Annotated in this window: 22 protein-coding genes; 10 read left to right on the plus strand and 12 right to left on the minus strand. The window is 64.9% G+C overall.

What is annotated here, in order from left to right; genetic code table 11:
* The first annotated feature begins 29 nt into the window (after positions 1 to 29).
* Complete coding sequence (gene murA / locus ACZ1JV_RS08520) at positions 30 to 1,313, plus strand: UDP-N-acetylglucosamine 1-carboxyvinyltransferase (protein ID WP_465151236.1); 1,284 nt, start codon at positions 30 to 32, stop codon at positions 1,311 to 1,313.
* Positions 1,314 to 1,406: 93 nt separating this feature from the next.
* Positions 1,407 to 1,622 (plus strand): hypothetical protein, encoded by a 216-nt coding sequence (locus tag ACZ1JV_RS08525; protein ID WP_465151237.1) that lies wholly within the window; start codon positions 1,407 to 1,409, stop codon positions 1,620 to 1,622.
* Positions 1,623 to 1,695: 73 nt separating this feature from the next.
* Here ACZ1JV_RS08525 and ACZ1JV_RS08530 read toward each other — a convergent pair whose 3' ends face one another.
* The 8 genes from ACZ1JV_RS08530 to ACZ1JV_RS08565 all read right to left on the minus strand — a co-directional run bounded on the left by ACZ1JV_RS08530 (position 1,696) and on the right by ACZ1JV_RS08565 (position 9,038).
* Entirely contained in the window at positions 1,696 to 3,069 is a 1,374-nt protein-coding gene (locus ACZ1JV_RS08530; RefSeq protein WP_465151238.1) for a PAS domain-containing protein, read from the minus strand.
* Positions 3,070 to 3,190: 121 nt separating this feature from the next.
* Positions 3,191 to 4,492 (minus strand): MFS transporter, encoded by a 1,302-nt coding sequence (locus ACZ1JV_RS08535; protein ID WP_465151239.1) that lies wholly within the window; start codon positions 4,490 to 4,492, stop codon positions 3,191 to 3,193.
* A gap of 42 nt (positions 4,493 to 4,534) precedes the next feature.
* Entirely contained in the window at positions 4,535 to 4,897 is a 363-nt protein-coding gene (locus ACZ1JV_RS08540) for a DUF2141 domain-containing protein (RefSeq protein WP_465151240.1), read from the minus strand.
* 47 nt (positions 4,898 to 4,944) lie between these two features.
* Complete coding sequence (locus tag ACZ1JV_RS08545) at positions 4,945 to 5,625, minus strand: sterol desaturase family protein (protein WP_465151241.1); 681 nt, start codon at positions 5,623 to 5,625, stop codon at positions 4,945 to 4,947.
* A 305-nt stretch (positions 5,626 to 5,930) separates the two neighbouring features.
* Positions 5,931 to 6,356, minus strand: a complete 426-nt coding sequence (locus tag ACZ1JV_RS08550) for a 23S rRNA (pseudouridine(1915)-N(3))-methyltransferase RlmH (RefSeq protein WP_465151242.1) — start codon at positions 6,354 to 6,356, stop codon at positions 5,931 to 5,933.
* A 157-nt stretch (positions 6,357 to 6,513) separates the two neighbouring features.
* Entirely contained in the window at positions 6,514 to 6,861 is a 348-nt protein-coding gene (gene rsfS, locus ACZ1JV_RS08555; protein ID WP_395334211.1) for a ribosome silencing factor, read from the minus strand.
* Positions 6,862 to 7,026: 165 nt separating this feature from the next.
* Positions 7,027 to 7,785, minus strand: coding sequence for a nicotinate-nucleotide adenylyltransferase (locus tag ACZ1JV_RS08560; RefSeq protein WP_465151243.1), 759 nt, complete (start codon positions 7,783 to 7,785; stop codon positions 7,027 to 7,029).
* Positions 7,749 to 9,038, minus strand: a complete 1,290-nt coding sequence (locus tag ACZ1JV_RS08565) for a glutamate-5-semialdehyde dehydrogenase (protein WP_465151244.1) — start codon at positions 9,036 to 9,038, stop codon at positions 7,749 to 7,751. The genes ACZ1JV_RS08560 and ACZ1JV_RS08565 overlap by 37 nt, the downstream gene beginning before the upstream one ends.
* A 347-nt stretch (positions 9,039 to 9,385) precedes the next feature.
* On the opposite strand from ACZ1JV_RS08565, the gene ACZ1JV_RS08570 reads away from it, so the two are divergent.
* Together ACZ1JV_RS08570 and ACZ1JV_RS08575 are read left to right on the plus strand one after the other, a co-directional pair.
* Positions 9,386 to 10,519: a M23 family metallopeptidase gene (locus tag ACZ1JV_RS08570; RefSeq protein ID WP_465148408.1), complete on the plus strand. Its 1,134-nt coding sequence runs from the start codon at positions 9,386 to 9,388 to the stop codon at positions 10,517 to 10,519.
* 4 nt (positions 10,520 to 10,523) lie between these two features.
* A complete protein-coding gene (locus tag ACZ1JV_RS08575; protein WP_465136813.1) occupies positions 10,524 to 10,934 on the plus strand; it encodes a bactofilin family protein in 411 nt (136 codons plus the stop codon).
* Positions 10,935 to 11,079: 145 nt separating this feature from the next.
* Here the strand turns inward: ACZ1JV_RS08575 and ACZ1JV_RS08580 are convergent, their stop codons facing one another.
* Together ACZ1JV_RS08580 and ACZ1JV_RS08585 are read right to left on the minus strand one after the other, a co-directional pair.
* The gene (locus tag ACZ1JV_RS08580; protein ID WP_465136812.1) at positions 11,080 to 11,787 is read right to left on the minus strand and encodes a DUF1013 domain-containing protein; all 708 of its coding nucleotides are present in this window, start codon (positions 11,785 to 11,787) and stop codon (positions 11,080 to 11,082) included.
* A gap of 240 nt (positions 11,788 to 12,027) precedes the next feature.
* Complete coding sequence (locus ACZ1JV_RS08585; RefSeq protein ID WP_465151245.1) at positions 12,028 to 13,005, minus strand: NAD(P)H-quinone oxidoreductase; 978 nt, start codon at positions 13,003 to 13,005, stop codon at positions 12,028 to 12,030.
* A gap of 113 nt (positions 13,006 to 13,118) precedes the next feature.
* Between ACZ1JV_RS08585 and ACZ1JV_RS08590 the strand changes: the two genes are divergently transcribed.
* The 6 genes from ACZ1JV_RS08590 to ACZ1JV_RS08615 all read left to right on the plus strand — a co-directional run bounded on the left by ACZ1JV_RS08590 (position 13,119) and on the right by ACZ1JV_RS08615 (position 19,839).
* Positions 13,119 to 13,349: a DUF1192 domain-containing protein gene (locus ACZ1JV_RS08590; protein ID WP_465136810.1), complete on the plus strand. Its 231-nt coding sequence runs from the start codon at positions 13,119 to 13,121 to the stop codon at positions 13,347 to 13,349.
* 136 nt (positions 13,350 to 13,485) lie between these two features.
* The gene (gene clpA, locus ACZ1JV_RS08595) at positions 13,486 to 15,855 is read left to right on the plus strand and encodes an ATP-dependent Clp protease ATP-binding subunit ClpA (RefSeq protein ID WP_465136809.1); all 2,370 of its coding nucleotides are present in this window, start codon (positions 13,486 to 13,488) and stop codon (positions 15,853 to 15,855) included.
* A gap of 67 nt (positions 15,856 to 15,922) precedes the next feature.
* Positions 15,923 to 16,927, plus strand: a complete 1,005-nt coding sequence (locus ACZ1JV_RS08600; protein ID WP_465151246.1) for a ligase-associated DNA damage response exonuclease — start codon at positions 15,923 to 15,925, stop codon at positions 16,925 to 16,927.
* A 171-nt stretch (positions 16,928 to 17,098) separates the two neighbouring features.
* Complete coding sequence (locus ACZ1JV_RS08605; RefSeq protein ID WP_465151247.1) at positions 17,099 to 18,703, plus strand: cisplatin damage response ATP-dependent DNA ligase; 1,605 nt, start codon at positions 17,099 to 17,101, stop codon at positions 18,701 to 18,703.
* 76 nt (positions 18,704 to 18,779) lie between these two features.
* A complete protein-coding gene (locus tag ACZ1JV_RS08610; protein ID WP_465151248.1) occupies positions 18,780 to 19,169 on the plus strand; it encodes a group II truncated hemoglobin in 390 nt (129 codons plus the stop codon).
* The gene (locus ACZ1JV_RS08615) at positions 19,132 to 19,839 is read left to right on the plus strand and encodes a YoaK family protein (protein WP_465151249.1); all 708 of its coding nucleotides are present in this window, start codon (positions 19,132 to 19,134) and stop codon (positions 19,837 to 19,839) included. Before ACZ1JV_RS08610 ends, ACZ1JV_RS08615 begins: the two co-directional genes overlap by 38 nt.
* Here the strand turns inward: ACZ1JV_RS08615 and ACZ1JV_RS08620 are convergent.
* Both ACZ1JV_RS08620 and ACZ1JV_RS08625 read right to left on the minus strand, forming a co-directional pair.
* Positions 19,826 to 20,107 carry a DUF167 domain-containing protein gene (locus ACZ1JV_RS08620; RefSeq protein ID WP_465151250.1) on the minus strand — a complete coding sequence of 94 codons (282 nt, stop codon included), beginning with the start codon at positions 20,105 to 20,107 and terminating at the stop codon, positions 19,826 to 19,828. The two genes, ACZ1JV_RS08615 and ACZ1JV_RS08620, sit on opposite strands and share 14 nt — an antisense overlap.
* The gene (locus ACZ1JV_RS08625; RefSeq protein WP_465151251.1) at positions 20,107 to 20,664 is read right to left on the minus strand and encodes a gamma carbonic anhydrase family protein; all 558 of its coding nucleotides are present in this window, start codon (positions 20,662 to 20,664) and stop codon (positions 20,107 to 20,109) included. The genes ACZ1JV_RS08620 and ACZ1JV_RS08625 overlap by 1 nt, the downstream gene beginning before the upstream one ends.
* Position 20,665: the final 1 nt, after the last annotated feature.

Below are 20,665 nucleotides of genomic sequence, written 5' to 3' on the forward strand. Positions count from 1 at the left end.
CGCGGCCAAATCCCGTTAAAGAGCGGGCAATGGACAAGATCATCATCGAAGGCGGCAAGCGCCTTTCCGGCACCATTCCCGTTTCCGGCGCAAAGAACGCGGCGTTGACGCTGCTGCCTTGCGCGATGCTCACCGAAGAGCCGCTGACGCTGCGCAATCTGCCGCGTCTGGCGGATATCGACGGGTTCCAGCATCTGATGAACCAGTTCGGCATCTCGACGATGATCGCCGGCAGCCGTCCCGAAGATTTCGGCCGCGTGATGACGCTGCAGGCCACGCGCATCACCAGCTCGGTCGCGCCCTACGATCTGGTGCGCAAGATGCGCGCCTCGATCCTCGTTCTCGGCCCGATGCTGGCCCGCATGGGCGAGGCGACCGTGTCGCTGCCCGGCGGCTGCGCCATCGGCAACCGTCCGATCGACCTGCACCTGAAGGCGCTTGAGGCACTGGGCGCGCAGATCGAGATGGCGGCCGGCTACGTCCGCGCCATCGCGCCCGACGGCGGCCTTCCCGGCGGCCGCTATTCCTTCCCGGTGGTCTCGGTCGGCGCGACCGAGAACGCGCTGATGGCCGCCGTGCTCTGCACCGGCACCTCCACGCTGCACAACGCCGCGCGTGAGCCGGAGATCGTCGACCTTTGCAACCTGCTGGTCGCCATGGGCGCGCAGATCGAGGGCATCGGCACCTCTGACATCACCATCCACGGCGTACCGCGCCTGCACGGCGCCACCTACATGGTGATGCCCGATCGTATCGAGGCCGGCTCCTATGCCTGCGCAGCGGCGATCACCGGCGGCGAAGTCACGCTGAAAGGCGCCAAGATCGAAGATATGGAAGCCACCGTGCAGGCCCTGCGCGATGCCGGCGTCCATGTTGAGCAGAATGCCGAGGGCCTTCACGTCGCCGCCGACGGCCCGCTGAAGCCCGTCACCATCTCCACCGCGCCCTACCCCGGTTTCGCAACCGACATGCAGGCCCAGCTCATGGCCTTGCTCTGCCGCGCCGAAGGATCGAGCGTGCTGACCGAGACGATTTTCGAGAACCGCTACATGCACGTTCCCGAACTCAACCGCATGGGCGCGCATATCGAGACCAAGGGCCGCACCGCCGTGGTCCACGGCGTGCAGAAGCTGACCGGCGCCGAAGTCATGGCGACCGATCTGCGCGCGTCGATGAGCCTGGTCATCGCCGGCCTTGCCGCAGAGGGCGAGACTCAGGTCCACCGGCTCTACCACCTCGATCGCGGCTATGAGCGGCTTGAGGAAAAGCTGGCTCTGGTCGGCGCGCAGATCGAACGCGTCGGCGGCGATTAAGGCAACCCCGCCCGAAGTCCTGCGTTGCTTCACGTGGAACACTGCACCCCGCTCCATCGGGCGGGGTTGCTGCCACCGAGAGGAGCAGGATCGATGGGACTCATCAAGTTGGCCGTGGCCGGTGCTGCCGGCTATGCACTCTACAAATATGCGACGCGGGACCAGGAAGAGCCACTGGCCGCGACCGCCTGCCCGCCCGTGCGCGATGCCGGGCCCGAGAACATGCAATCCAAGCCGAAGCGCTGGTCGAAGACCGATCAGGCGATCGACGAAAGCTTCCCGGCCAGCGATCCGCCGGGCAATTACTGAATCGCGCGGCGATTCGTGCGAATCCTGAAGGGCGGCAACCACGCGGTTGTCGCCCTTTCGCTTTCCTGCTGCCTCAACCGAGCAAGCGGCGGGCGGCGCGGTCCAGCAGCGATTCGTCGTCGCTGACTTCGCCCAGCAGTACCACAGTGCCGTCCTCGCCGCGCCGGGCGATCAAGACGGTGAACTCACTGTCCCTGCCCATTTCGCTGAGCGCCTTGGGCGCCAGATCGCGAAGCCCGCGCACCATGCGGTCGCGCCGGGTCTCGGTGGTGATCACACTGTCGCTTTCCTCGCGCTTCAGGCGGCGCTCTTCGCGGACCACGGCCTTGATTCCGCCGGGCTCTGCGGCAAGGAATGGCGTCAGAGCGCCACGGTCGAGACCGAGACGCTGCGCGTGGGCAATCACCCCGGCAAATTCGGTCAGGCGGGTCTTGTCGTAATCGGCACCGAAAACCAGCTTCACCAGCGGCACCAGCGGCGCGCGTTCCTGAACCTTCAGGCCGGCATCTTCCAGCAGTTCGGCCAATTCTGCCGGGGCCTCGGCCGCGGCCAGCACGAAATCGTAGGCCCGGCCGATCGCCGCGTAGAGTGCCTGACGGGATCGATCCTCGCAGCCCATCGCCGCCTGCGCCAGTTCGCGGGCGGAGGCGAGCCAATCGGCCAGTTCCATGTCGGCGGTGAGTTCGAGAATGTCCGATTCATCGAAGCGCGATTCGCCGAACGGCAGCGAATCGGTTTCCAGCGCCATGAACTCGTCGAGCGCGAGGGCATCGTCGATCGGCGAATCCAGCGATACTTCAACCGGACCATCGGCCCAGCCGCCCAATGGCGGCAGATCACGCTGCAAAGGCGAGCGCACGGCCAGCGCATCGTCCACCTGCCGCATCAGTGCATCGGTGCTGGCCTGATCGGCCAGTTCCTTCCAGTTGATCACGCCGTAGATCCAGTCGATCCGCGATCCATCGTGCGAGAACGGCAGCAGGATGCCGCGATAGAGCACGGTGGCGCCGCGCACATTGACGAATTCGGCCTCGAAGCCGATCGGCGCCTCGTTGGCGAGAATCTGCATGTAATGGTCGGTAATGCGCGACAGCAACGAACGGCTGGGCACTTGCCCCAGGCTGCCGATCTGGCCCTGCGTGCCGCATTCGGCGGCAAGCGCCGTCCCCAGCCAGGCGATCTTGGGATCGTCAAGCCCGGCGGAGAAATCCAGCAGCACGCTATAGGGGCCGAAATCGGGATAGTCGTCGGGGCGCAGGTCCGCGATCAGGGGAAACTGGCGATCGCCCAGCAGGCTGGCCCAGAAGTTGTAGGCGCGCACTTGCATGCGCCGCTCATCGCCCATCACGGCTGTGGCGCGCGTTTCGTACCCGCCACCTGCCTCTGGCGCGTCATAGCTGCTGTCCAGTCCGTCCGAGGTGGCGAACTCCCCACGCAACGTATCCATCGTCGGAATACCCCATTTCCAGTGGGTCCGATTGTGCGCTGTCGTGGTGAATCAATGTTTAAGGCGCGGCAGGAATTGCCGCATAGGCAGGGCTTCACGCCGCGATCCGCGCGATTCACGTCTAGCGCGGGCGCAGCACGCCTTCCCCCGGCCGGGGCATCGGCGCCAGAAAGCGCAGCACCAGAAACGAGACGAACAGCACCGCCGCCCCGCCATGCATCGCAAAGGGAATCCCCTTCCAATCCGCCACCGAACCCCAGGTCCACGCCCCCATCGCCATGCCGCCGAACGTCACCGCCTGATAGATCGACAGGCAGCGCCCCAGCACTTCGTCGGGCGATCGCATCTGCACGGCGGTGTTGATGGTGGTGAGAATCAGAACCCAGCTGACGCCGGCCAGGAAGGCGGCAGGCATGACGGCGGGCAGGCTGTGGCCGACGGCGGCGATCAGCAGAGCCGCGATATAGAGCGCCGATCCCAGCATCAGGATGCCTTCCAGCCCCAGCTTCCGGCGAATCGGCCCGATCGAGGGCGCAGCAAGGATCGATCCGATCCCGAACAGCCCCAGCATGATCCCGTAATCGACCTCTTCCCCGTGAATCGAATCGTGCACCAGCCCCGGCAGCAGCGATTGGAACGTCGCGAGGCAGAAACCCAGCGCGAAGCCGCGAATCAGGATGCGCCGCAGCGGCACCGATCGTGCGCAGAACGCGATGCCCGCGCCCACGGCCGGCAGGATCGGCCGCGCGTTGATCGCCCGCGGCTCCGGCTTCCACCACAGCAGCACGCCGATCAGGCCGATGTAGCTGATCGCGTTGATCGCAAAGGCAAAGGCAGGGTTCCAGATCGAGATCAGCAGCCCGCCCAGCGCCGGCCCGATCGAACGCGCGATGTTGAACGAGATCGAATTGAGCGCGATCGCCTGCGGCAATTGCTCGGGATCGACTTGCTGGCGAACCGAGGCCTGCCACGCCGGCGAATTGAGCGCGGTGCCGGTGCCCACCCCCAGCGTGAAGGCCAGCAGCAGGAACGGCGTGATCCACCCCGCGTAAGTCAGCACCGCCAGCAGGGCGGAAACGGTCAACATCCCCACTTGCGAAATCAGCATGACCTGCCGCCGGTCGTAATTGTCCGCGATCGCCCCGGCGAACACACCCAGCAGCATGATCGGCACGGTGGCCGACGCCTGCACCAGCGCGACCAGCTGGTGCGACGGCGTCAGTTCCGTCATCAGCCATGCGGCGCCCACGCTTTGCAGCGTCGAACCGAGGTTCGAGAACAAGTTGGCGATCCAGATCGCGCGAAACACGGGATATCGGAACGGCGAGAACGTCCCATGCGCGGGCGGCGGCACCAGCCCGGCGGTCGCGACCTCGACGGCCTCTTCGACCAGTTCCTCGACGATATCGTGCTGTTTGGTCACGCCTTCAGGGGTAGGCGCGCGGACGAGGTGCAGCAAGGGCGGCTAGAGCAGATATCGCATCCGGATTTCGAGTTGCACTGCATCCGCCCCCACGACGAAGGCCGCCTTGTCGAAACTGGGAGGGCCGAAACGCACCGGCGCATCGCGCGAAAAGCCGTATCCCTCTCGCGGGATCGCCAGCGCGGTATCCAGCCGGCCATTGGCGTTTTCGTCATGAATCAGGGAAATGGCATAGCGCCCTTCCGGCATAGCGCCGAAATCGAGCCGACTGAGCCCCGCCGCCGGAACCGTCAGCTTGCGCGCTTGCGGGTCGTCCTTGCAGTCGGGAAAGGCGCGGGGGTTTGCCGTCAGGCAGGCCAGTACATTCCCCTTGGACGAGCGCAGGCCGGTGACGGTTGCCGTCACGACCGATTGCGGCGCCGAAGCGCCGCACAGCAAAGCCGCGCAGGCGGTCAGGGCTGCGAGATGCCGCGATCGGTGCCGCAAAGGTGATCCCAGAACCGGAAGTAGAGCCCGTAGTTGCATCGATAGATCTCATGGTGGCGATGGTGGTGGCTGGCGGTGATCAGCCAATGGCCCAGCCGCGATTCGACAAGGCGGCGCGGAAACATCTCCCAACCCATATGATTGGCGATTCCCATCACCGTCATGATCGTCAGCACCAGTCCCAGCATGGCGACGTGAATCGGCACCACGAAGACCAGCGCCGGAATTACGATTGCCCCCGTCACCGCCTCCAGCGGATGAAAGCTCATCGCTGCCCACGCAGTGGGTGGGCGGCTGGCGTGGTGGACGCGGTGCATGATCCGGAACACCTTGGGCCGATGCATCCAGCGGTGGGTCCAGTAGAACCAGGTATCGTGCAGGAACAGGTAGAGCAGCAGCGATAGCGGCATCCACCAGAGCGGGTAGGCCGATGGATTCGTGTAGATCCGCGTCCAGCCGTGCGCCTGCCAGCCCCATGCGACAACGCCGGCGGGGACTCCATAGATCGCGCTGGAGGCCAGCGACCAGCCGATCTCCGCCCGAATCTGCCTGTCGAGTCCGTGGTAGAGACCTGGCCGCACGCGCGCAGTGATCCAGGCGAACAGGCCCGACGTACCGAGATAGCGCAGCCCAACGATCGCCGTCATCGCAGCGGCGGAAGTGCAAAGTGCCCAAAGGCCGGGACCGGAAATCGCAGGCATCGGCGATGGTTATGCGCGCCGGATGGGATCGTGGCCAGAGGGAAGCACGATGGCCGGATTGGGTGAGGCAGACGGACAAAAGCCCGAAATCACTCCGTCGCCCTCGCGAAGGCGGGGGCCCCGCTTTTTCGATAGGCGGCGGAAAGGGAGCGGGGTCCCCGCCTACGCCGGGACGACGAGGTTTGTTTTTGAATTCTCTTGGTTGGGGCCGACCGGCACTGGTTTTTCAACACAAAAGACCTGCGCCGCCTTTATCCCGATCGATGATACGGATGCCCCGCCAGAATCGCGGTGGCGCGCCAGAGTTGTTCGGCCAGCATCGCGCGCACCATCAGGTGCGGCCAGGTCATGCGGCCAAAGCAGAGCAGATGATCGGCATTCGCACGCGCCTCGTCCCCATGCCCGTCTGCCGCACCGATAAGGAAGCGGCATTCGCGCACGCCTTCGTCGCGCCAGCGGCCGAGAAGGTCGGCGAATTCCTCCGAACTCATCAGCTTGCCGCGTTCGTCCAGCAGCACTTCGCGATAGGGAGTCTGCACAGGCGGCGGCACTTTGCCGCCCAGATCCGGCAGTTCGGTATGTTTGAAAGGCCAGGTCAGGCGCTTGGCATAGCGATCCAGCAGCTCAGCCTCTGGCGAGCGGGCGATCTTGCCACGGGCGATGATGTGGAGAAGCATCTCTCCTCATCGCCCCCCGGTGCCGGGTGCGCAAGCCCTCAGGAGTTGCAGGCTCCGAAGCGCGCGGGCCCCGGTGGCGCGGAGCAGGCGCGCCATTACCGGTTCAGAATCCCGGCCACCGTCGCGGCCGGGTCATCCCTTCAGCGTTCAATCGACCTCAGGCAGCGCCCGAGGGACCGTCGAAGCCCCACATACGCTCGAGGTTGTAGAAGCTGCGCACTTCCGGGCGGAAGAGGTGGACGACTACGCCGCCGGCATCAACCAGCACCCAGTCGGCCGCCGGCAGACCTTCGACGCGCGCGTGGCCGAAACCGCCCTGTTTCAGTCGTTCGCCAAGTTTCTGTGCCATCGCCGCCACCTGGCGGGTCGAACGGCCCGACGCGATCACCATGTATTCGGCGATGCTCGATTTGCCTTCGAGGTCGATGGTGACAATGTCCTGCGCCTGATCGTCGTCGAGGCTTTGCAGGACGAGGGCCAATTGCGGGTCGTCAGACTCGACCATGGCCGGGGGCGTGGCGCCGGTTTGATCCGGCTGTATCTGTGCCTGTGGCATCTAGAGGGTTACTGCTCCTTTCTCACGATCGCATCAGGCCGGGTGCGGAACACCCTGCCCGTTGCAATCTCACTTTTTGATATGCGGACGTGCGAGAGAAAGGCGATTGCCCGCTCACGCTGCATGTCCGGGGATGCGGTGGTACGTGACACCATCTCGAATGGAGTCTGCACGCGAAAGTCGATCCATCGACTTCCGGGCCCACTCCGGATCGGCCTGGCGGATCGCCGTGGCCGACCGCGCATCGGGGTCGAATCGCAATGTCACCAGCGCAGGTGCGCTCCACCTTTCCGGACTGCGAAGACTGGACTGGGACCTCCGGAATCTCCCCAACCAGGCCATCGCGGGGCTCGCGAAGGCATCGCCATCATACCCCGGACGGGCAATTACCGCAATCGGCATGAGTCGCGCGATATCGCGCCAGTCCTTCCAGCGGTGGAATTGGGCCAGATTATCGGCCCCCATCAACCACACGAAGCGCCTTCGCGGATAGCGCCGGACCAGCGCGCGCAGCGTCTCCACCGTGTAACGCGTGCCCAATTCACGCTCGATCGCGGTCACCCGGATTCGCGCCCGTCGCGCCTGCCGCTTGGCCGAATCCACCCGCGCGGCCAGCGGCGCCATGCCCGCCTTGGGCTTGAGCGGATTGCCCGGGGACACCAGCCACCAGGCTTCATCCAGCCCCAGCGCATCGATCGCAAACAGGGTGATGCGCCGATGGCCGCCATGGGCCGGGTTGAAGCTGCCGCCCAGCAGCCCGGTGAGCGGGCCCTTGCGTCCGCCGACATGTCGCATGGAAAGATTCGCCGGGGACGAGCTTGTCAGGGACGAGCTTGTCAGGGCCGGGCCTGCCCGGTCCCGCGCACCAGCCACTTGTAAGTGGTCAGCCCTTCCAGCGCGACCGGACCGCGCGCGTGCAGGCGCCCGGTGGCGATGCCAATTTCCGCACCCAGCCCGAATTCGCCGCCATCGGCGAACTGGCTGGAGGCATTGACCATGACGATGGCGCTGTCGACTTCGCTCAGGAACCGTTCGGCCGCCGCCGGATCCTCGCTGACGATCACGTCGGTATGGTGCGACGAATGCGCGGCGATGTGGTCGAGCGCGGCATCGAGCCCGTCGACCACCGCCACGGACAGCACCGCGTCGAGATACTCGGTATCCCAATCCTCTGCAGTCGCAGGCAGGATGCGCGGATCGAGCGCTTGCGCACGGGCATCGCCGCGCAGTTCGCAGCCGGTATCGAGCAAGGCGCGGACGACTTCGCCCGAAGCGGCGAACTGCGTATCGAGCAGCAGCGTCTCCATCGAGCCGCAAATGCCGGTGCGGCGCATCTTGGCGTTGACCGCAAGACGCACCGCCATGTCCGGATCGGCAGCGGCATGGATATAAGTGTGGCAGATGCCGTCGAGATGGGCGAGCACGGGCACCCGCGCATCGGCCTGAACCCGCGCCACAAGGCTCTTGCCGCCCCGCGGCACGATCATATCGATCAAGCCGGCCGCCGTCAGCATCGCCCCCACTGCCGCGCGATCCTGCGTCGGCATCAGCTGGATCGCCGCTTCGGGCACGCCGGCCTGGGCGAGCCCCGCGACCATCGCCGCCATGATTGCGCGGTTGGAATGCAGCGCCTCACTGCCGCCGCGCAGCAATGCCGAGTTGCCCGAACGCAGGCACAGCGCCGCCGCATCGGCGGTCACATTGGGCCGGCTTTCGTAGATGATGCCGATCAGCCCGATTGGAATGCGCACGCGCGAAAGCTGCAGGCCATTGGGCCGCTCGCTCGTCGAAATCACTTCGCCAACCGGATCGGGCAGACCCGCCACTTGCTCCACCGCATCGGCGATTCCAGCCAGCCGTGCGGGATCGAGCCGCAGGCGGTCGAGCAGCGCGCCGCTGAGCCCCTTGGCCTCACCTGCCGCGATGTCCTGCGCATTGGCCGCGAGAATCTCTGGCTCCGCCTTGCGCAATTCGGCAGCGGCGGCGCGCAGGGCTTCGGCCTTTTGCGCATCGCTCATCTTCGCCAGTTCGCGCTGGGCGGTACGGCCGGCCTTCGCAAGTCGGGCCACAAGCGCCTCGGGCGTCTCGACAGCCGCCTCGGGGGCAAGAATAGTCTGCTCGGTCATAGCCGCCGCCTAGCATTGTTGCGCGATGCTGTCACCGATCAGGCGAAACGAACGCAAGTCCCTCTTCCCGATGCAAGTCATGCAACTGTTGCTTTGCCGTCATTCTTGACCGGAGGGCCGGATTCGCCCAAACTTTCGTATGAATTCAGCCGGTTGGACGCGCGAATCGCGCCATTTTCCGGCCAACGGTTCGTCGCAAATGCGCAACCGTTCCCTCGATTCATCGCAATGATGGTCCGACTCGTCCCGTTTTTGCAACCAATCGGGGCGAGTCGATTCGCCTTTGCCCCCCTCCCCTGCTACCCGGCCGCCGGGGTTAGGAAATAAGAATTCTAAGCGGGGTCGTTTTGAAGTTCATATCTGCCGGGGCGCTTAAATCGCGTCTCCAGGCGGCCTTTCCTGAACGCGAGTTCATCATGCGCTCGCAGGGGCAAGTCCGCTTCATCCGCATTTCGTCGCGAATGCAGAAAGTGGCTGCCGGCACTTGCGCCGCGCTGCTGGGCGCATGGTGCGTGTCGATGGGCGCTGTCGCCGTATCGCAGCTCAGCTCCACCAGCGAGCATGCCTTGCTGCGCCTGCGCGAAGCCAAAGTCGCCACCGCCGAAAGCCGCGTGCAGCAGTATCGCAACAATCTTGACGGCACCGTGGACGATCTGGCCCGCCGCCAGAAATTCATCGAAACCATGGTCGAAGCGCATATCGGCGAGCTTCCGGAGGACCAGAAGGCTGACGAAACCGTCACCGACAGTTCGGCCGAAACCGCCGAAACGGTGAAGAAGGTCAGCCTGGCGGTTCCTGAAGCGGGCAAGCTGGCCGGTATCGAGGCCCAGCAGCTGGCCTTCGTCGAACGCCTGACGCGCTATGCGGATCGCCGCGCGGCGGCCACGGCCGACACCATCCGCAAGCTGGGCCTCAACCCCAACGCCATGGCCAATGCGCGCGGCGGCGAAGGTGGTCCGCTGGAAAAGCTGGCAACTGCCGCCGACGGCTCGATCGATCCGCGCTTCCAGCGTCTGGGCCAGAGCCTTGCCCGCATGGACGCGCTGGAGAACGGCCTGGCGTCGATCCCGCAGGTCCAGCCCGCCCACGTTGCTTACGTCTCTTCCAGCTTCGGCTATCGCGCCGACCCCTTCACCGGTGGCGCCGCGTTCCACGCCGGGCTCGATTTCCCCGGCCCGATGGGCTCCCCGATCTATGCCGCCGCCAAGGGTCGCGTGACGTTCGTCGGTCAGCGCCAGGGCTATGGCAACTGCGTGGAGATCAGCCACGGCAACGGTTTGATGACCCGCTATGGCCATCTTTCCGGCTTCAACGTCCGCCCCGGCCAACTCGTCGACGGCGGAACCCGTATCGCCGCAATGGGCTCGACCGGCCGGTCGACTGGCCCGCATCTCCATTTCGAGGTGCGCATCAACAACCGGCCCATGAATCCGCGCACATTCCTCGAGGCCGCCCATAATGTTCAGCAAGAAGCCCGATAACGCCATGGCCAAGACTTTTTCGACCGCTACCGCCCGCACCGGCTCCACGAGCTTTTCGGTGCTTGGCGCGGACACTGCCATCACCGGCAACATCGAAGCCTCCGTCGACCTTCACGTCGAAGGCCGCGTAACCGGGGACATCGCCTGCAAATCGCTTATCCAGGGTGACGCCAGCGAGATTGCCGGCGGCATCACTGCCGAATCCGTGCGCATCGCCGGGACGGTGCGTGGCACGATCTCTGCCCGCGAAGTCGTGATCTTGCGCACCGCGCGGATCGAGGGCGACGTGGCCTATGACGCGCTCACCATCGAGCAGGGCGCCCGCCTTGAAGGCCGCCTGAATCCGAACGGCGGCCAAACCCCGCCGGCGATCGCCCAGCTTACCGACGAGAGCACGCTGGAACCGGCCGAGTAATTTCGGCGCCGCCGGGAATCCGGGGCCGGGAAGGCACCCTTCCCGGCCCCGGATTCCCGGACACACGTTCCGCACAAACAAAAAGCCCCGCGACGATGCTTCGTCGCGGGGCTTTTTGTATTCGTCTGCAGAGACGGGGTGAGGATTACTCGCCCTGTTCTCCCGCCGCTTCGGCAGCGCGCTTGGCCTGGAGCCATGCGGCGACTTCGGCTTCCTGCGCGGCTTCCGAAGCGGCGCGCGAGGCGGCTTCACGCTCGGCACGCAGTTCTTCGATCAGCGCTTCGCGATCGTCGACCAGGCGCTCGTCGTTCTGGCCGTCGTCTTCGATGCCAGCCTTCTTGGCGGCCTTGAAGACGATGAAGTCCAGCTCACGCTGCGAGCAGAGACCCAGCGTGACCGGGTCCTTCGGGGTGATGTTGGCGATGTTCCAGTGCGAACGGTCACGGATCGCCGCGATCGTGTTGCGGGTCGTGCCGATCAGCTTGCCAATCTGCGCGTCCGACACCTCGGGGTGATTGCGCAGGATCCAGGCGATGCCGTCCGGCTTGTCCTGACGCTTCGAGACCGGCGTGTAGCGCGGGCCCTTGGTGCGGTTGGAAGTGATCGGGATCTTGTGCATGCGGAGCTTGTACTCCGGGTTTGCCTGACCCTTCTCGATCTCTTCCATCGTCAGTTCGCCCGAACGCACGGGATCGCGTCCGGTATACTTGCTGGATGCCAGATCGTCGGCCATCGCCTGCACTTCGAGCATGTGCAGACCGCAGAACTCTGCAATCTGCTCGAACGTCAGCGCGGTAGTGTCGACCAGCCACGAGGCGGTCGCGTGCGGCATCAGCGGAGTGGGCTGGCTCATGTCTCTATCTCCGGCGGAAACAATAAGGGCCGCCCCTTTGCGGAGCGGCCGTTCGGGCCTGATTTAGGCAAACTTTGCGGATTCGGCAAGCACAAGCCTTGATTTTGGCAATTCGATCGCACGTGAATTTGAAACGACTTGGCAAAACCATCCGAACCGGGGAGTCAGGATTTACGCAAATGCCTCATGAAAATGCGCCGCCACGCATTTTCAGAAACTCTCCTTTCCTCGAATACCGCTTCAGATCTCCAGCACGATCTTGCCGACATGATCGCCCGCTTCCATCCGCGCATGGGCGGCGGCCGCCTCTGCCAGCGGGAAACGCGCATCCATCACCGGGCGCAGTTCGCCATCCTCGACCAAGGGCCAGGCATTGGCGAGGATCTCCTGCGCCAGCAGCCCCTTGAAGGCATCCGAACGCGGCCGCAGGGTCGATCCGGTAAGCGTGTAGCGACGGGTCATGACGACGGCCATGTTGACCTCCGCCTTCACCCCGCCTTGCACGGCGATCGTCACGTGCCGGCCATCGGGCGCCATGCACTTGAGGTTGCGCGCCACATAATCGCCGCCGACCATGTCCAGCACGATATCGACGCCCTTGCCTTCGGTGATCCGGGCCACTTCCTCGACGAAATCGCTGGCCTTGTAGTCGATGGCATGGGCCGCGCCGATCTCCAGCGCCCGCGCGCACTTTTCAGCCGAGCCGCACGTGACGATCACGGTCAACCCGAAATGCCTGCCCAGCATCGCCGCCATCGTGCCGATGCCGCTGGTGCCGCCATGGACCAGCATCGTCTCGCCATCGCGGGCGTAGCCACGCTCGAACACATTGTGCCAAACGGTGAACAGCGTTTCCGGCAGTGCCGCCGCCTCGTCCAGCCCCAGCCCCTCGGGCACCGGCAGGCAGTGCGCGGCCTTGGCCAGACAGTATTCGGCATAGCCCCCTCCGCTGACCAGCGCGCAGACCGGCTGGCCCGGAAGGAATTCGGTCACGCCCTGCCCCAGCGCGGCGACCCTGCCGGAAATTTCCAGCCCGGGAATCGGCGATGCGCCGGGCGGTGGCGGGTATTTCCCCTGCCGCTGCACCACATCGGGACGGTTAACCCCGGCGAATGATACCTTGACCAGCAGTTCGCCCGGTCCCGGCTCCGGAATCGGCAGCGTAACGGGCTTCAGAACATCAGGACCACCCGGCGCTTCAAAGCCGATCGCGGTCATCTGTTTAACTTGGTTAACTAACATAGGCGTCCTGTTGCCACAGACCCACTATGGTTGGGAACATAATTTCAGGCCATTGACAGTAAGCATCTACCGTCCGATGCTGCATTGCAATGGACGACGACGATCGACCGCGGCGGCGGTCGCCCGAGGTAGAACTCGGAGCCGCCAGCCTTCTCGCCAGCGAAAGCCTGGAGCGCTATTCGCTGGATGAACTCGACGCACGCGTCGTTCTTCTGGAAGCCGAAATCGAACGCATCCGCGCGCATCGCCGCGCTTCGCAGGCCCACATGCTGGCTGCGGATGCCCTGTTCAAGCCCCGAAACCCGGGGCCTACGTCATGATCGGGGTGAGGCTGCAGCCGATCTTGCGGAAGGCACCTCGCAACCGTCCTGAACGTGCCTATATGAATCTCGAAACCCGATTTCCTCCAAAGCTCCCCCTCAAGGAGAGTCCCACTCCCACATGAAAGTTTCCTAGATGCCCAGCTTCGCGCAAAGCCTAGAAAAGACCTTACATGCCGCGCTCTCGCACGCTTCGGAGCGCAGCCACGAGTACGCCACGCTAGAGCACCTGCTGCTCGCCCTGATCGACGATCCGGATGCGGCACAGGTCATGCAGGCGTGCGGCGTGGATCTTGGCGACCTTGGTGACGTGGTGCGCCAGTATCTCGACCAGGAATACCAGTCGCTGAAGACCGAGGAAAAGGGCGATCCCGCCCCCACCGCCGGCTTCCAGCGCGTGATCCAGCGCGCGATCCTGCACGTCCAGTCCTCCGGCAAGGACACCGTGACCGGCGCCAACGTGCTGGTCGCCCTGTTCTCCGAACGCGATTCCTACGCCGTCTATTTCCTGCAGCAGCAGGACATGAGCCGCCTGGACGCCGTCAGCTACATCAGCCACGGCATCGGCAAGGGCGGCAAGCGGGTGGACGAGCGCAGCCCCAAGGGCAGCGAGGAACAAGCCCCCACGCCCGAGGAAAAGGCCGAGACCAAGAGCGCCAACAAGAAGGATTCGGCGCTCGACCAGTTCACCGTCAATCTCAATGAGAAGGCGCTGCTGGGCAAAGTGGACCCGCTGATCGGCCGCGGCCCCGAAGTGGACCGCACGATCCAGATCCTCTGCCGCCGTTCGAAGAACAACCCGCTCTATGTGGGCGATCCCGGCGTCGGCAAGACCGCCATCGCCGAAGGTCTGGCACGCAAGATCGTCGAAGGCGAAGTGCCGGAAGTGCTGGCCGAAGCGGTGATCTACTCGCTCGACATGGGCAGCCTGCTGGCCGGCACCCGCTATCGCGGCGACTTTGAGGAACGCCTGAAGCAGGTCGTCTCCGAACTGGAGAAGATGCCGCACGCGATCCTGTTCATCGACGAGATCCACACGGTGATCGGTGCCGGCGCCACCAGCGGCGGCGCGATGGATGCCTCGAACCTGCTGAAGCCCGCACTCTCGGGCGGCACGATCCGCTGCATCGGTTCGACCACCTACAAGGAGTTCCGCAACCACTTCGAGAAGGACCGTGCGCTGCTGCGCCGGTTCCAGAAGATCGACGTGAACGAACCCACCGTGGAAGACACCATCAAGATCCTGCGCGGCCTGCGCACGGCCTTCGAGGAACACCACAAGGTCAAGTACACGCCGGACGCGATCAAGACCGCGGTCGAGCTTTCGGCGCGCTACATCAATGACCGCAAGCTGCCCGACAAGGCGATCGACGTGATCGACGAAGTGGGCGCGATGCAGATGCTGGTGCCCCCCAGCCGCCGCAAGAAGACGATCACCGCGCGCGAGATCGAGCAGGTGATCGCGACGATGGCGCGCATCCCGCCCAAGTCGGTCAGCTCGGACGACAAGAAGGCGCTCGAAAATCTCGAACGCGATCTGAAGCGCGTGGTCTTCGGTCAGGACAAGGCCATCGAGGTGCTCTCCACCGCGATGAAGCTGAGCCGCGCCGGCCTGCGCGATCCGGACAAGCCGATCGGCTCGTTCCTGTTCTCCGGCCCCACCGGCGTCGGCAAGACCGAAGTCGCCAAGCAGCTGGCCCAGATCATGGGCATCCCGATCCAGCGCTTCGACATGTCCGAATATATGGAGCGTCACTCGGTCAGCCGTCTGATCGGTGCCCCTCCGGGCTATGTCGGATTCGATCAGGGCGGGTTGCTCACCGATGCGGTGGACCAGCAGCCGCACTGCGTGCTCCTTCTCGACGAAATCGAAAAGGCGCACCCGGATCTGTTCAACATCCTCCTGCAGGTGATGGACAACGGCAAGCTGACCGACCACCACGGCAAGACCGTGGACTTCCGCAACGTGGTCCTGATCATGACCACCAATGCGGGCGCGTCGGACATGGCCAAGCAGGGCATCGGTTTCGGTGACACGTCCAAGGCGGATGCCGGCGACGAGGCGGTGAAGCAGATGTTCAGCCCCGAGTTCCGCAACCGTCTCGATGCCATCGTGCCCTTCGCCTATCTGGCCAAGGAAACGATCAGCCGGGTGGTGGACAAGTTCATCCTCCAGCTGGAACTCCAACTGGCCGACCAGAACGTTCACATCCAGTTCGATTCGGACGCGCGCGAATGGCTGGGCCATCGCGGTTACGACAAGCTCTACGGGGCGCGGCCGATGGCCCGCGTCATCCAGGAGAAGGTCAAGCAGCCGCTGGCGGAGGAATTGCTGTTCGGCAAGCTTGCCATCGGCGGCGAGGTCCACGTTTCGGTCAAGGAGGATGCGCTCAGTTTCGAACTGACGCCCGCCGCGCCGAAGGTGGTGAAGGCCAAGAAGAAGGCTCCGGCGAAGAAGACGGCCAAGAAGCCCGGCAACCAGCCGGAAGCCAATGCCGACGACTGAACCGGCCTGAACTGACACGATAAGAAATGGGGTGGGAACCGCGCGGTTTCCGCCCCATTTTCCTTTCATGGCCCGCGATTTCGCCTGGATCAGACCCGAACCTCACGGCATCCACGTCTTCCCCGCCGACTGCTGGATCGATCCCTCTCACCCTGTTGCCCGCGCGCTGGTGACTCACGGCCATTCCGATCACGCGCGCGGCGGCCATGGCGAGACGGTGGCCACGCCCGCGACTCTGGCGATCATGGAACTGCGCTACGCCACCCGCGATGGCGCGGTGCCGGTGGCCTATGGCGAAACCCTGCGCTTGGCCGGAGGCGTTACCGCCACTTTCGTTCCGGCCGGCCATGTGCTGGGATCGGCGCAGATCGTGCTGGACCATGCGGGTGAGCGCGTCGTCGTCACCGGCGATTTCAAGCGCCGCCCCGATCCCACCTGCCCGCCTTTCGAGGTCGTGCCCTGCGATGTGCTGGTGACCGAGGCGACTTTCGCCCTGCCGGTGTTCCGCCATCCCCCCGTCGAGCACGAGATTGCCAAGCTGCTCTCGGCGCTTTCCGCCAATCCCGAGCGCTGCGTGCTGGTGGGCGCCTACGCGCTCGGCAAGGCGCAGCGCCTGATCGCCGAACTGCGCCGCGCCGGGCATCTGGAGCCGATCTATCTGCACGGCGCGATGGAGGCGATGTGCCGGCTCTACGAACGGTTCGGCGTCGATCTGGGCGACTTACGGCTGGTGAGTGACGTCAAGACGCCAGACCTTGCCGGGCGGATCGTAATCGCCCCGCCCTCCGCGCTAAACGACCGCTGGAGCCGCCGCCTGCCCGATCCGATCACCGCCATGGCCTCCGGCTGGATGGGCGTGCGGCAGCGGGCAAGGCAAAGGATGGTGGAACTGCCGCTGATCATCTCCGATCACGCCGATTGGGACGAACTCACGCAGACCATCACCGAAGTTAATCCGGGCGAGACCTGGATCACCCACGGCCGCGAGGATGCGATGCTGCGCTGGTGCGAGCTGAATCAGCGCAAGGCGCGAGCGCTGGCGCTGGTCGGCTATGAAGACGAGGACGATTGAGATGCGCAAAATGTCCCCGCGCGCAACCATCGTCGCCCCCGCGAAGGCGGGGGCCCCGCTTCCTCTTTCCCACGCCGTAAGAAAAGCGGGGTCCCCGCCTTCGCGGGGACGACGAGGTTTTGATTCGTCAGGTCGATTTGATTCATCAGGTCAATTGGACCGCGCTATCCCATGAAGCGCTTTGCCGCCCTGCTCGACGCGCTGGTCTATACCCGCAGCCGCAATGCGAAGCTGAAGCTGCTGGCGGACTATCTACGGGACACCCCCGATCCCGATCGCGGCTGGGCGCTGGCGGCGCTGACCGACGGGCTCGACTTTCCAGCCGTGAAAAGTTCGACGATCCGCAACCTGATGACCGAGCGCGTCGATCCGGTGCTCTGGTCGCTCAGCCGCGATTACGTGGGCGATACAGCGGAAACCGCCAGCCTGCTCTGGCCCGGCCCGGATATCGCCGAAGACCCGCCAACGGTGAGCGAGGCAGTCGATGCGCTATCTCACATGACTCGCGCCAATGTCATGACCGAACTGCCGCGCCTGCTCGACCGGCTCGATGCCGAGGAACGCTATGCCCTGCTCAAGCTGGCAACCGGCGCCATGCGCATCGGCATTTCCGCGCGGCTGGCCAAGACCGCCTTCGGGCAGGCCTTCGATGTGGCGGTGGAAGATGTCGAGGAGCACTGGCACGGCCAGCAACCGCCCTATCTCGCGCTGTTCGACTGGGCCGCGCGCGGGGCAGCAGCCCCCTCCTCCGAAGACCTGCCACTATTCCGCCCCTTCATGCTGGCGCATCCGCTGGAGGCGGCCGAACTCGACCTTTCCGACTATGCCGCCGAATGGAAGTGGGACGGCATTCGCGTGCAGGTGGTACGGGTGAAAGGCGAGACGCGCGTCTATTCGCGATCGGGTGACGATATCTCGGGCAGTTTTCCGGAGATCGCCGAAGCGCTCCATATCGATGCCGTGCTGGATGGCGAACTGCTGGTGCGCGGATCGCATCAGGGCCGCGAGGAAGGCGGCGCTGCCAGCTTCAACGCCCTGCAACAGCGTCTCGGCCGCAAGATCGTCTCCAAGAAGATGCTGGCCGAATACCCGGCCTTCGTGCGCCTTTACGATGTGCTGATTTTGGAAGGCAAGGACTTGCGCCCCCTGCCCTGGGGCGAACGCCGCGCCCGGCTGGAAGCCCTGATCGCCCGGCTCGATCCCGAGCATTTCGACCTCAGCGTGGTGATTCCGGCCGCCGATTTCGCCGAACTCGCCGCGATCCGGGAGAAGGCGCGCGAGGATGCTATCGAAGGTGTTATGCTCAAGCGGCGAGACAGCCCCTATGTCGCCGGGCGCAAGACCGGGCTCTGGTACAAGTGGAAGCGCGATCCGCTGCTGATCGATTGCGTGCTGATGTATGCCCAGCGCGGCAGCGGCAAACGGTCGTCGTTCTATTCCGACTACACCTTCGGCTGCTGGGACGGAGATCCCGATGACCTGACGAACGGGGGCGCCGAACTGCTACCCGTGGGCAAGGCGTACTTCGGATTCACCGATGAGGAACTGAAGTGGCTGGACCGCCATGTGCGGAGCCACACGGTGAATCGCTTCGGCCCGGTGCGCGAAACCGACAAGTCGCTGGTGCTGGAAGTCGCCTTCGATTCCGTCCACCTCAGCAAGCGCCACAAGTCCGGCCTGGCCATGCGCTTCCCCCGCATCCACCGCATCCGCGCCGACAAGCCGGCGCATGAGGCCGATCGCATCGAAACCTTGCGCGCCATGGTCCGCGATTGATCGGGATCAAGTTCCACGTGGAACCGATCGATTATCCCGTCAGCATCACCACCTGCGTGCCGGAGACATTAGCCCCGTGACCACCGAAATCGCCCAATCCCCGCATGACCAGATCGGCGGCGCTCCCGTGTTCGATGCCATCGCCAACCGATTCTATGATCTGATGGAGCAGGACCCGGCCTATGCCGAACTGCGCGCCATGCATGCGGACGACCTGGAACCGATGCGCAAGAGCCTGCCGCGCTTCCTGGCCGGCTGGGCCGGCGGCCCGCGCGACTGGTTCGAGGCCAATCCCGGCAAATGCATGATGAGTCTGCACAAGGACTTTCCCATCGACCGCCAGACCGCCGCGCAATGGGCCGATGCGATGACGCGCGCCATTGCCGATGTCGCGCCGGAGCCCGCCAATATTGCCCAAGCCATGACCGATGTGCTGGCCCGCATGGCGCGCGGAATGGGTCGCTAAAGCGGAACCCGGTCGCTATCGTCGCGATGTGAACCGGCTCGATCGTCCCCGCCGCTTGCTGGCCACCGCCCTTGCAGGTCTCGCCGGATACGTCGATGCGGTAGGGTTCCTGTCTGCCGACCGCTATTTCGTCTCGTTCATGTCGGGCAACACAACCCGGCTGGCGACCGAATTGATCGCCGATACGCCCCGCGCGGCGACGCCGGCACTGCTGATCCTTGGCTTCATTCTGGGCGTGGCGCTGGGCCATGTCGTTGCGGAAAGCACTGGCGTGTGGCGCAAACCTGCGGTGCTAGGGCTGGTAACCGCCCTGCTCGCCATCGGCTCCATCCTTGCGCTCACCGGGCATTCGGCGGCGATGATGGCCATGCTGGTGCTGGCGATGGGCGCGCTCAACACCGCACTGCGTCAGGGCGAAGCGCCGGTCGCGCTGACGTATCTGACCGGCGCGCTGGTACGGATCGGTCAGGGCCTTGGCGGACTCATCACCGGGCGGCGCGAACCGGGGCTCACTTCGTTCATCGGCTTGTGGCTGGCGCTCGCCTTCGGCGCATCATTCGGGGCGATCCTGTTCCTTGCCTACGGACCGGCCTGCCTGCTGCTGGCCGTGGCCTGCGGTCTGGCAGTGACCTTCGCCGGCTACCGCATTGTGCGGACTACTGCGCGATAGAGAACTGCTTCTCGCGCGAAGTTGCGCCGCGCAACAAGGCGATGCGCGATGGCGCCAGTTCCAGCGCCGCCGCCAGAATCGTGCGCACCGCCTCGTTCGCCTTGCCGTCTTCGGGCTTAGCGCGGACTTTCACCTGAAGCCGTCCCTCGACGATTTCCAATGCTTCGACTTTGGCGCCGGGAGTCACGCGCACGGCCAATCGCTGTTCGGAATCGATCAGCGCCAGCACCGCTTCTGCGGAAGGAAGCGCCAGTTTCGGCTTGGCCATCAGGGAATAAGACCAAGCGCCTCGGCATGCTGGCGGCCGCGTTCGACATAGGCCCGCACGCCCGCCTGATTGCCGGCCATCGTCGCGTCATCCAGATCGCGCAAATACTTGGCCGGGCGCCCCATCCACAGCTGCCGCGCACCGATGCGCTTGCCGGTCAGTTGCGCGCCGGCGGCCAGCATCCCGTCGGATTCGATATAGCTGCCGTCCATGACGATGGCGCCAAGGCCCACGAAAGCGCGATCCTCCAGCGTGCAGCCATGGACCATCGCCATGTGCCCGATCAGCACATCCTCACCGATCAGCGTGGGATAGCCTTCGGGGCGGGAGGGTTTGGGACTGTCGCAGTGAATCACCGTGCCATCCTGCACATTGGTCCGTGCGCCGATTACCACCCGGTTCACATCGGCGCGGATCACGCAGTTGTACCAGATGCTGGCGTCCGGCCCGATCTCGACATCGCCGATGATGCGGCAGCCCGGCGCGATGAAAGCACTGGAATGGATGTGCGGCGCCTTGCCGTTGAAGGCCGCCACGGTCACGTCGGTGCGATTCATT

Source organism: Novosphingobium sp. BL-S-19 (assembly GCF_055521675.1).

Excerpts from the sequence above, each read along its gene's own strand:
- murA (WP_465151236.1), top strand. The coding sequence starts at position 30 with ATGGACAAGATCATCATCGAAGGCGGCAAGCGCCTTTCCGGCACCATT.
- ACZ1JV_RS08525 (WP_465151237.1), top strand. The coding sequence starts at position 1,407 with ATGGGACTCATCAAGTTGGCCGTGGCCGGTGCTGCCGGCTATGCACTC.
- ACZ1JV_RS08530 (WP_465151238.1), bottom strand. The coding sequence starts at position 3,069 with ATGGATACGTTGCGTGGGGAGTTCGCCACCTCGGACGGACTGGACAGC.
- ACZ1JV_RS08545 (WP_465151241.1), bottom strand. The coding sequence starts at position 5,625 with ATGACGGCGATCGTTGGGCTGCGCTATCTCGGTACGTCGGGCCTGTTC.
- ACZ1JV_RS08550 (WP_465151242.1), bottom strand. The coding sequence starts at position 6,356 with ATGCTTCTCCACATCATCGCCCGTGGCAAGATCGCCCGCTCGCCAGAG.
- rsfS (WP_395334211.1), bottom strand. The coding sequence starts at position 6,861 with ATGGTCGAGTCTGACGACCCGCAATTGGCCCTCGTCCTGCAAAGCCTC.
- ACZ1JV_RS08565 (WP_465151244.1), bottom strand. The coding sequence starts at position 9,038 with ATGACCGAGCAGACTATTCTTGCCCCCGAGGCGGCTGTCGAGACGCCC.
- ACZ1JV_RS08575 (WP_465136813.1), top strand. The coding sequence starts at position 10,524 with ATGGCCAAGACTTTTTCGACCGCTACCGCCCGCACCGGCTCCACGAGC.
- ACZ1JV_RS08580 (WP_465136812.1), bottom strand. The coding sequence starts at position 11,787 with ATGAGCCAGCCCACTCCGCTGATGCCGCACGCGACCGCCTCGTGGCTG.
- ACZ1JV_RS08585 (WP_465151245.1), bottom strand. The coding sequence starts at position 13,005 with ATGACCGCGATCGGCTTTGAAGCGCCGGGTGGTCCTGATGTTCTGAAG.
- ACZ1JV_RS08590 (WP_465136810.1), top strand. The coding sequence starts at position 13,119 with ATGGACGACGACGATCGACCGCGGCGGCGGTCGCCCGAGGTAGAACTC.
- clpA (WP_465136809.1), top strand. The coding sequence starts at position 13,486 with ATGCCCAGCTTCGCGCAAAGCCTAGAAAAGACCTTACATGCCGCGCTC.
- ACZ1JV_RS08600 (WP_465151246.1), top strand. The coding sequence starts at position 15,923 with ATGGCCCGCGATTTCGCCTGGATCAGACCCGAACCTCACGGCATCCAC.
- ACZ1JV_RS08605 (WP_465151247.1), top strand. The coding sequence starts at position 17,099 with ATGAAGCGCTTTGCCGCCCTGCTCGACGCGCTGGTCTATACCCGCAGC.
- ACZ1JV_RS08615 (WP_465151249.1), top strand. The coding sequence starts at position 19,132 with ATGTGCTGGCCCGCATGGCGCGCGGAATGGGTCGCTAAAGCGGAACCC.
- ACZ1JV_RS08620 (WP_465151250.1), bottom strand. The coding sequence starts at position 20,107 with ATGGCCAAGCCGAAACTGGCGCTTCCTTCCGCAGAAGCGGTGCTGGCG.
- ACZ1JV_RS08625 (WP_465151251.1), bottom strand. The coding sequence starts at position 20,664 with ATGAATCGCACCGACGTGACCGTGGCGGCCTTCAACGGCAAGGCGCCG.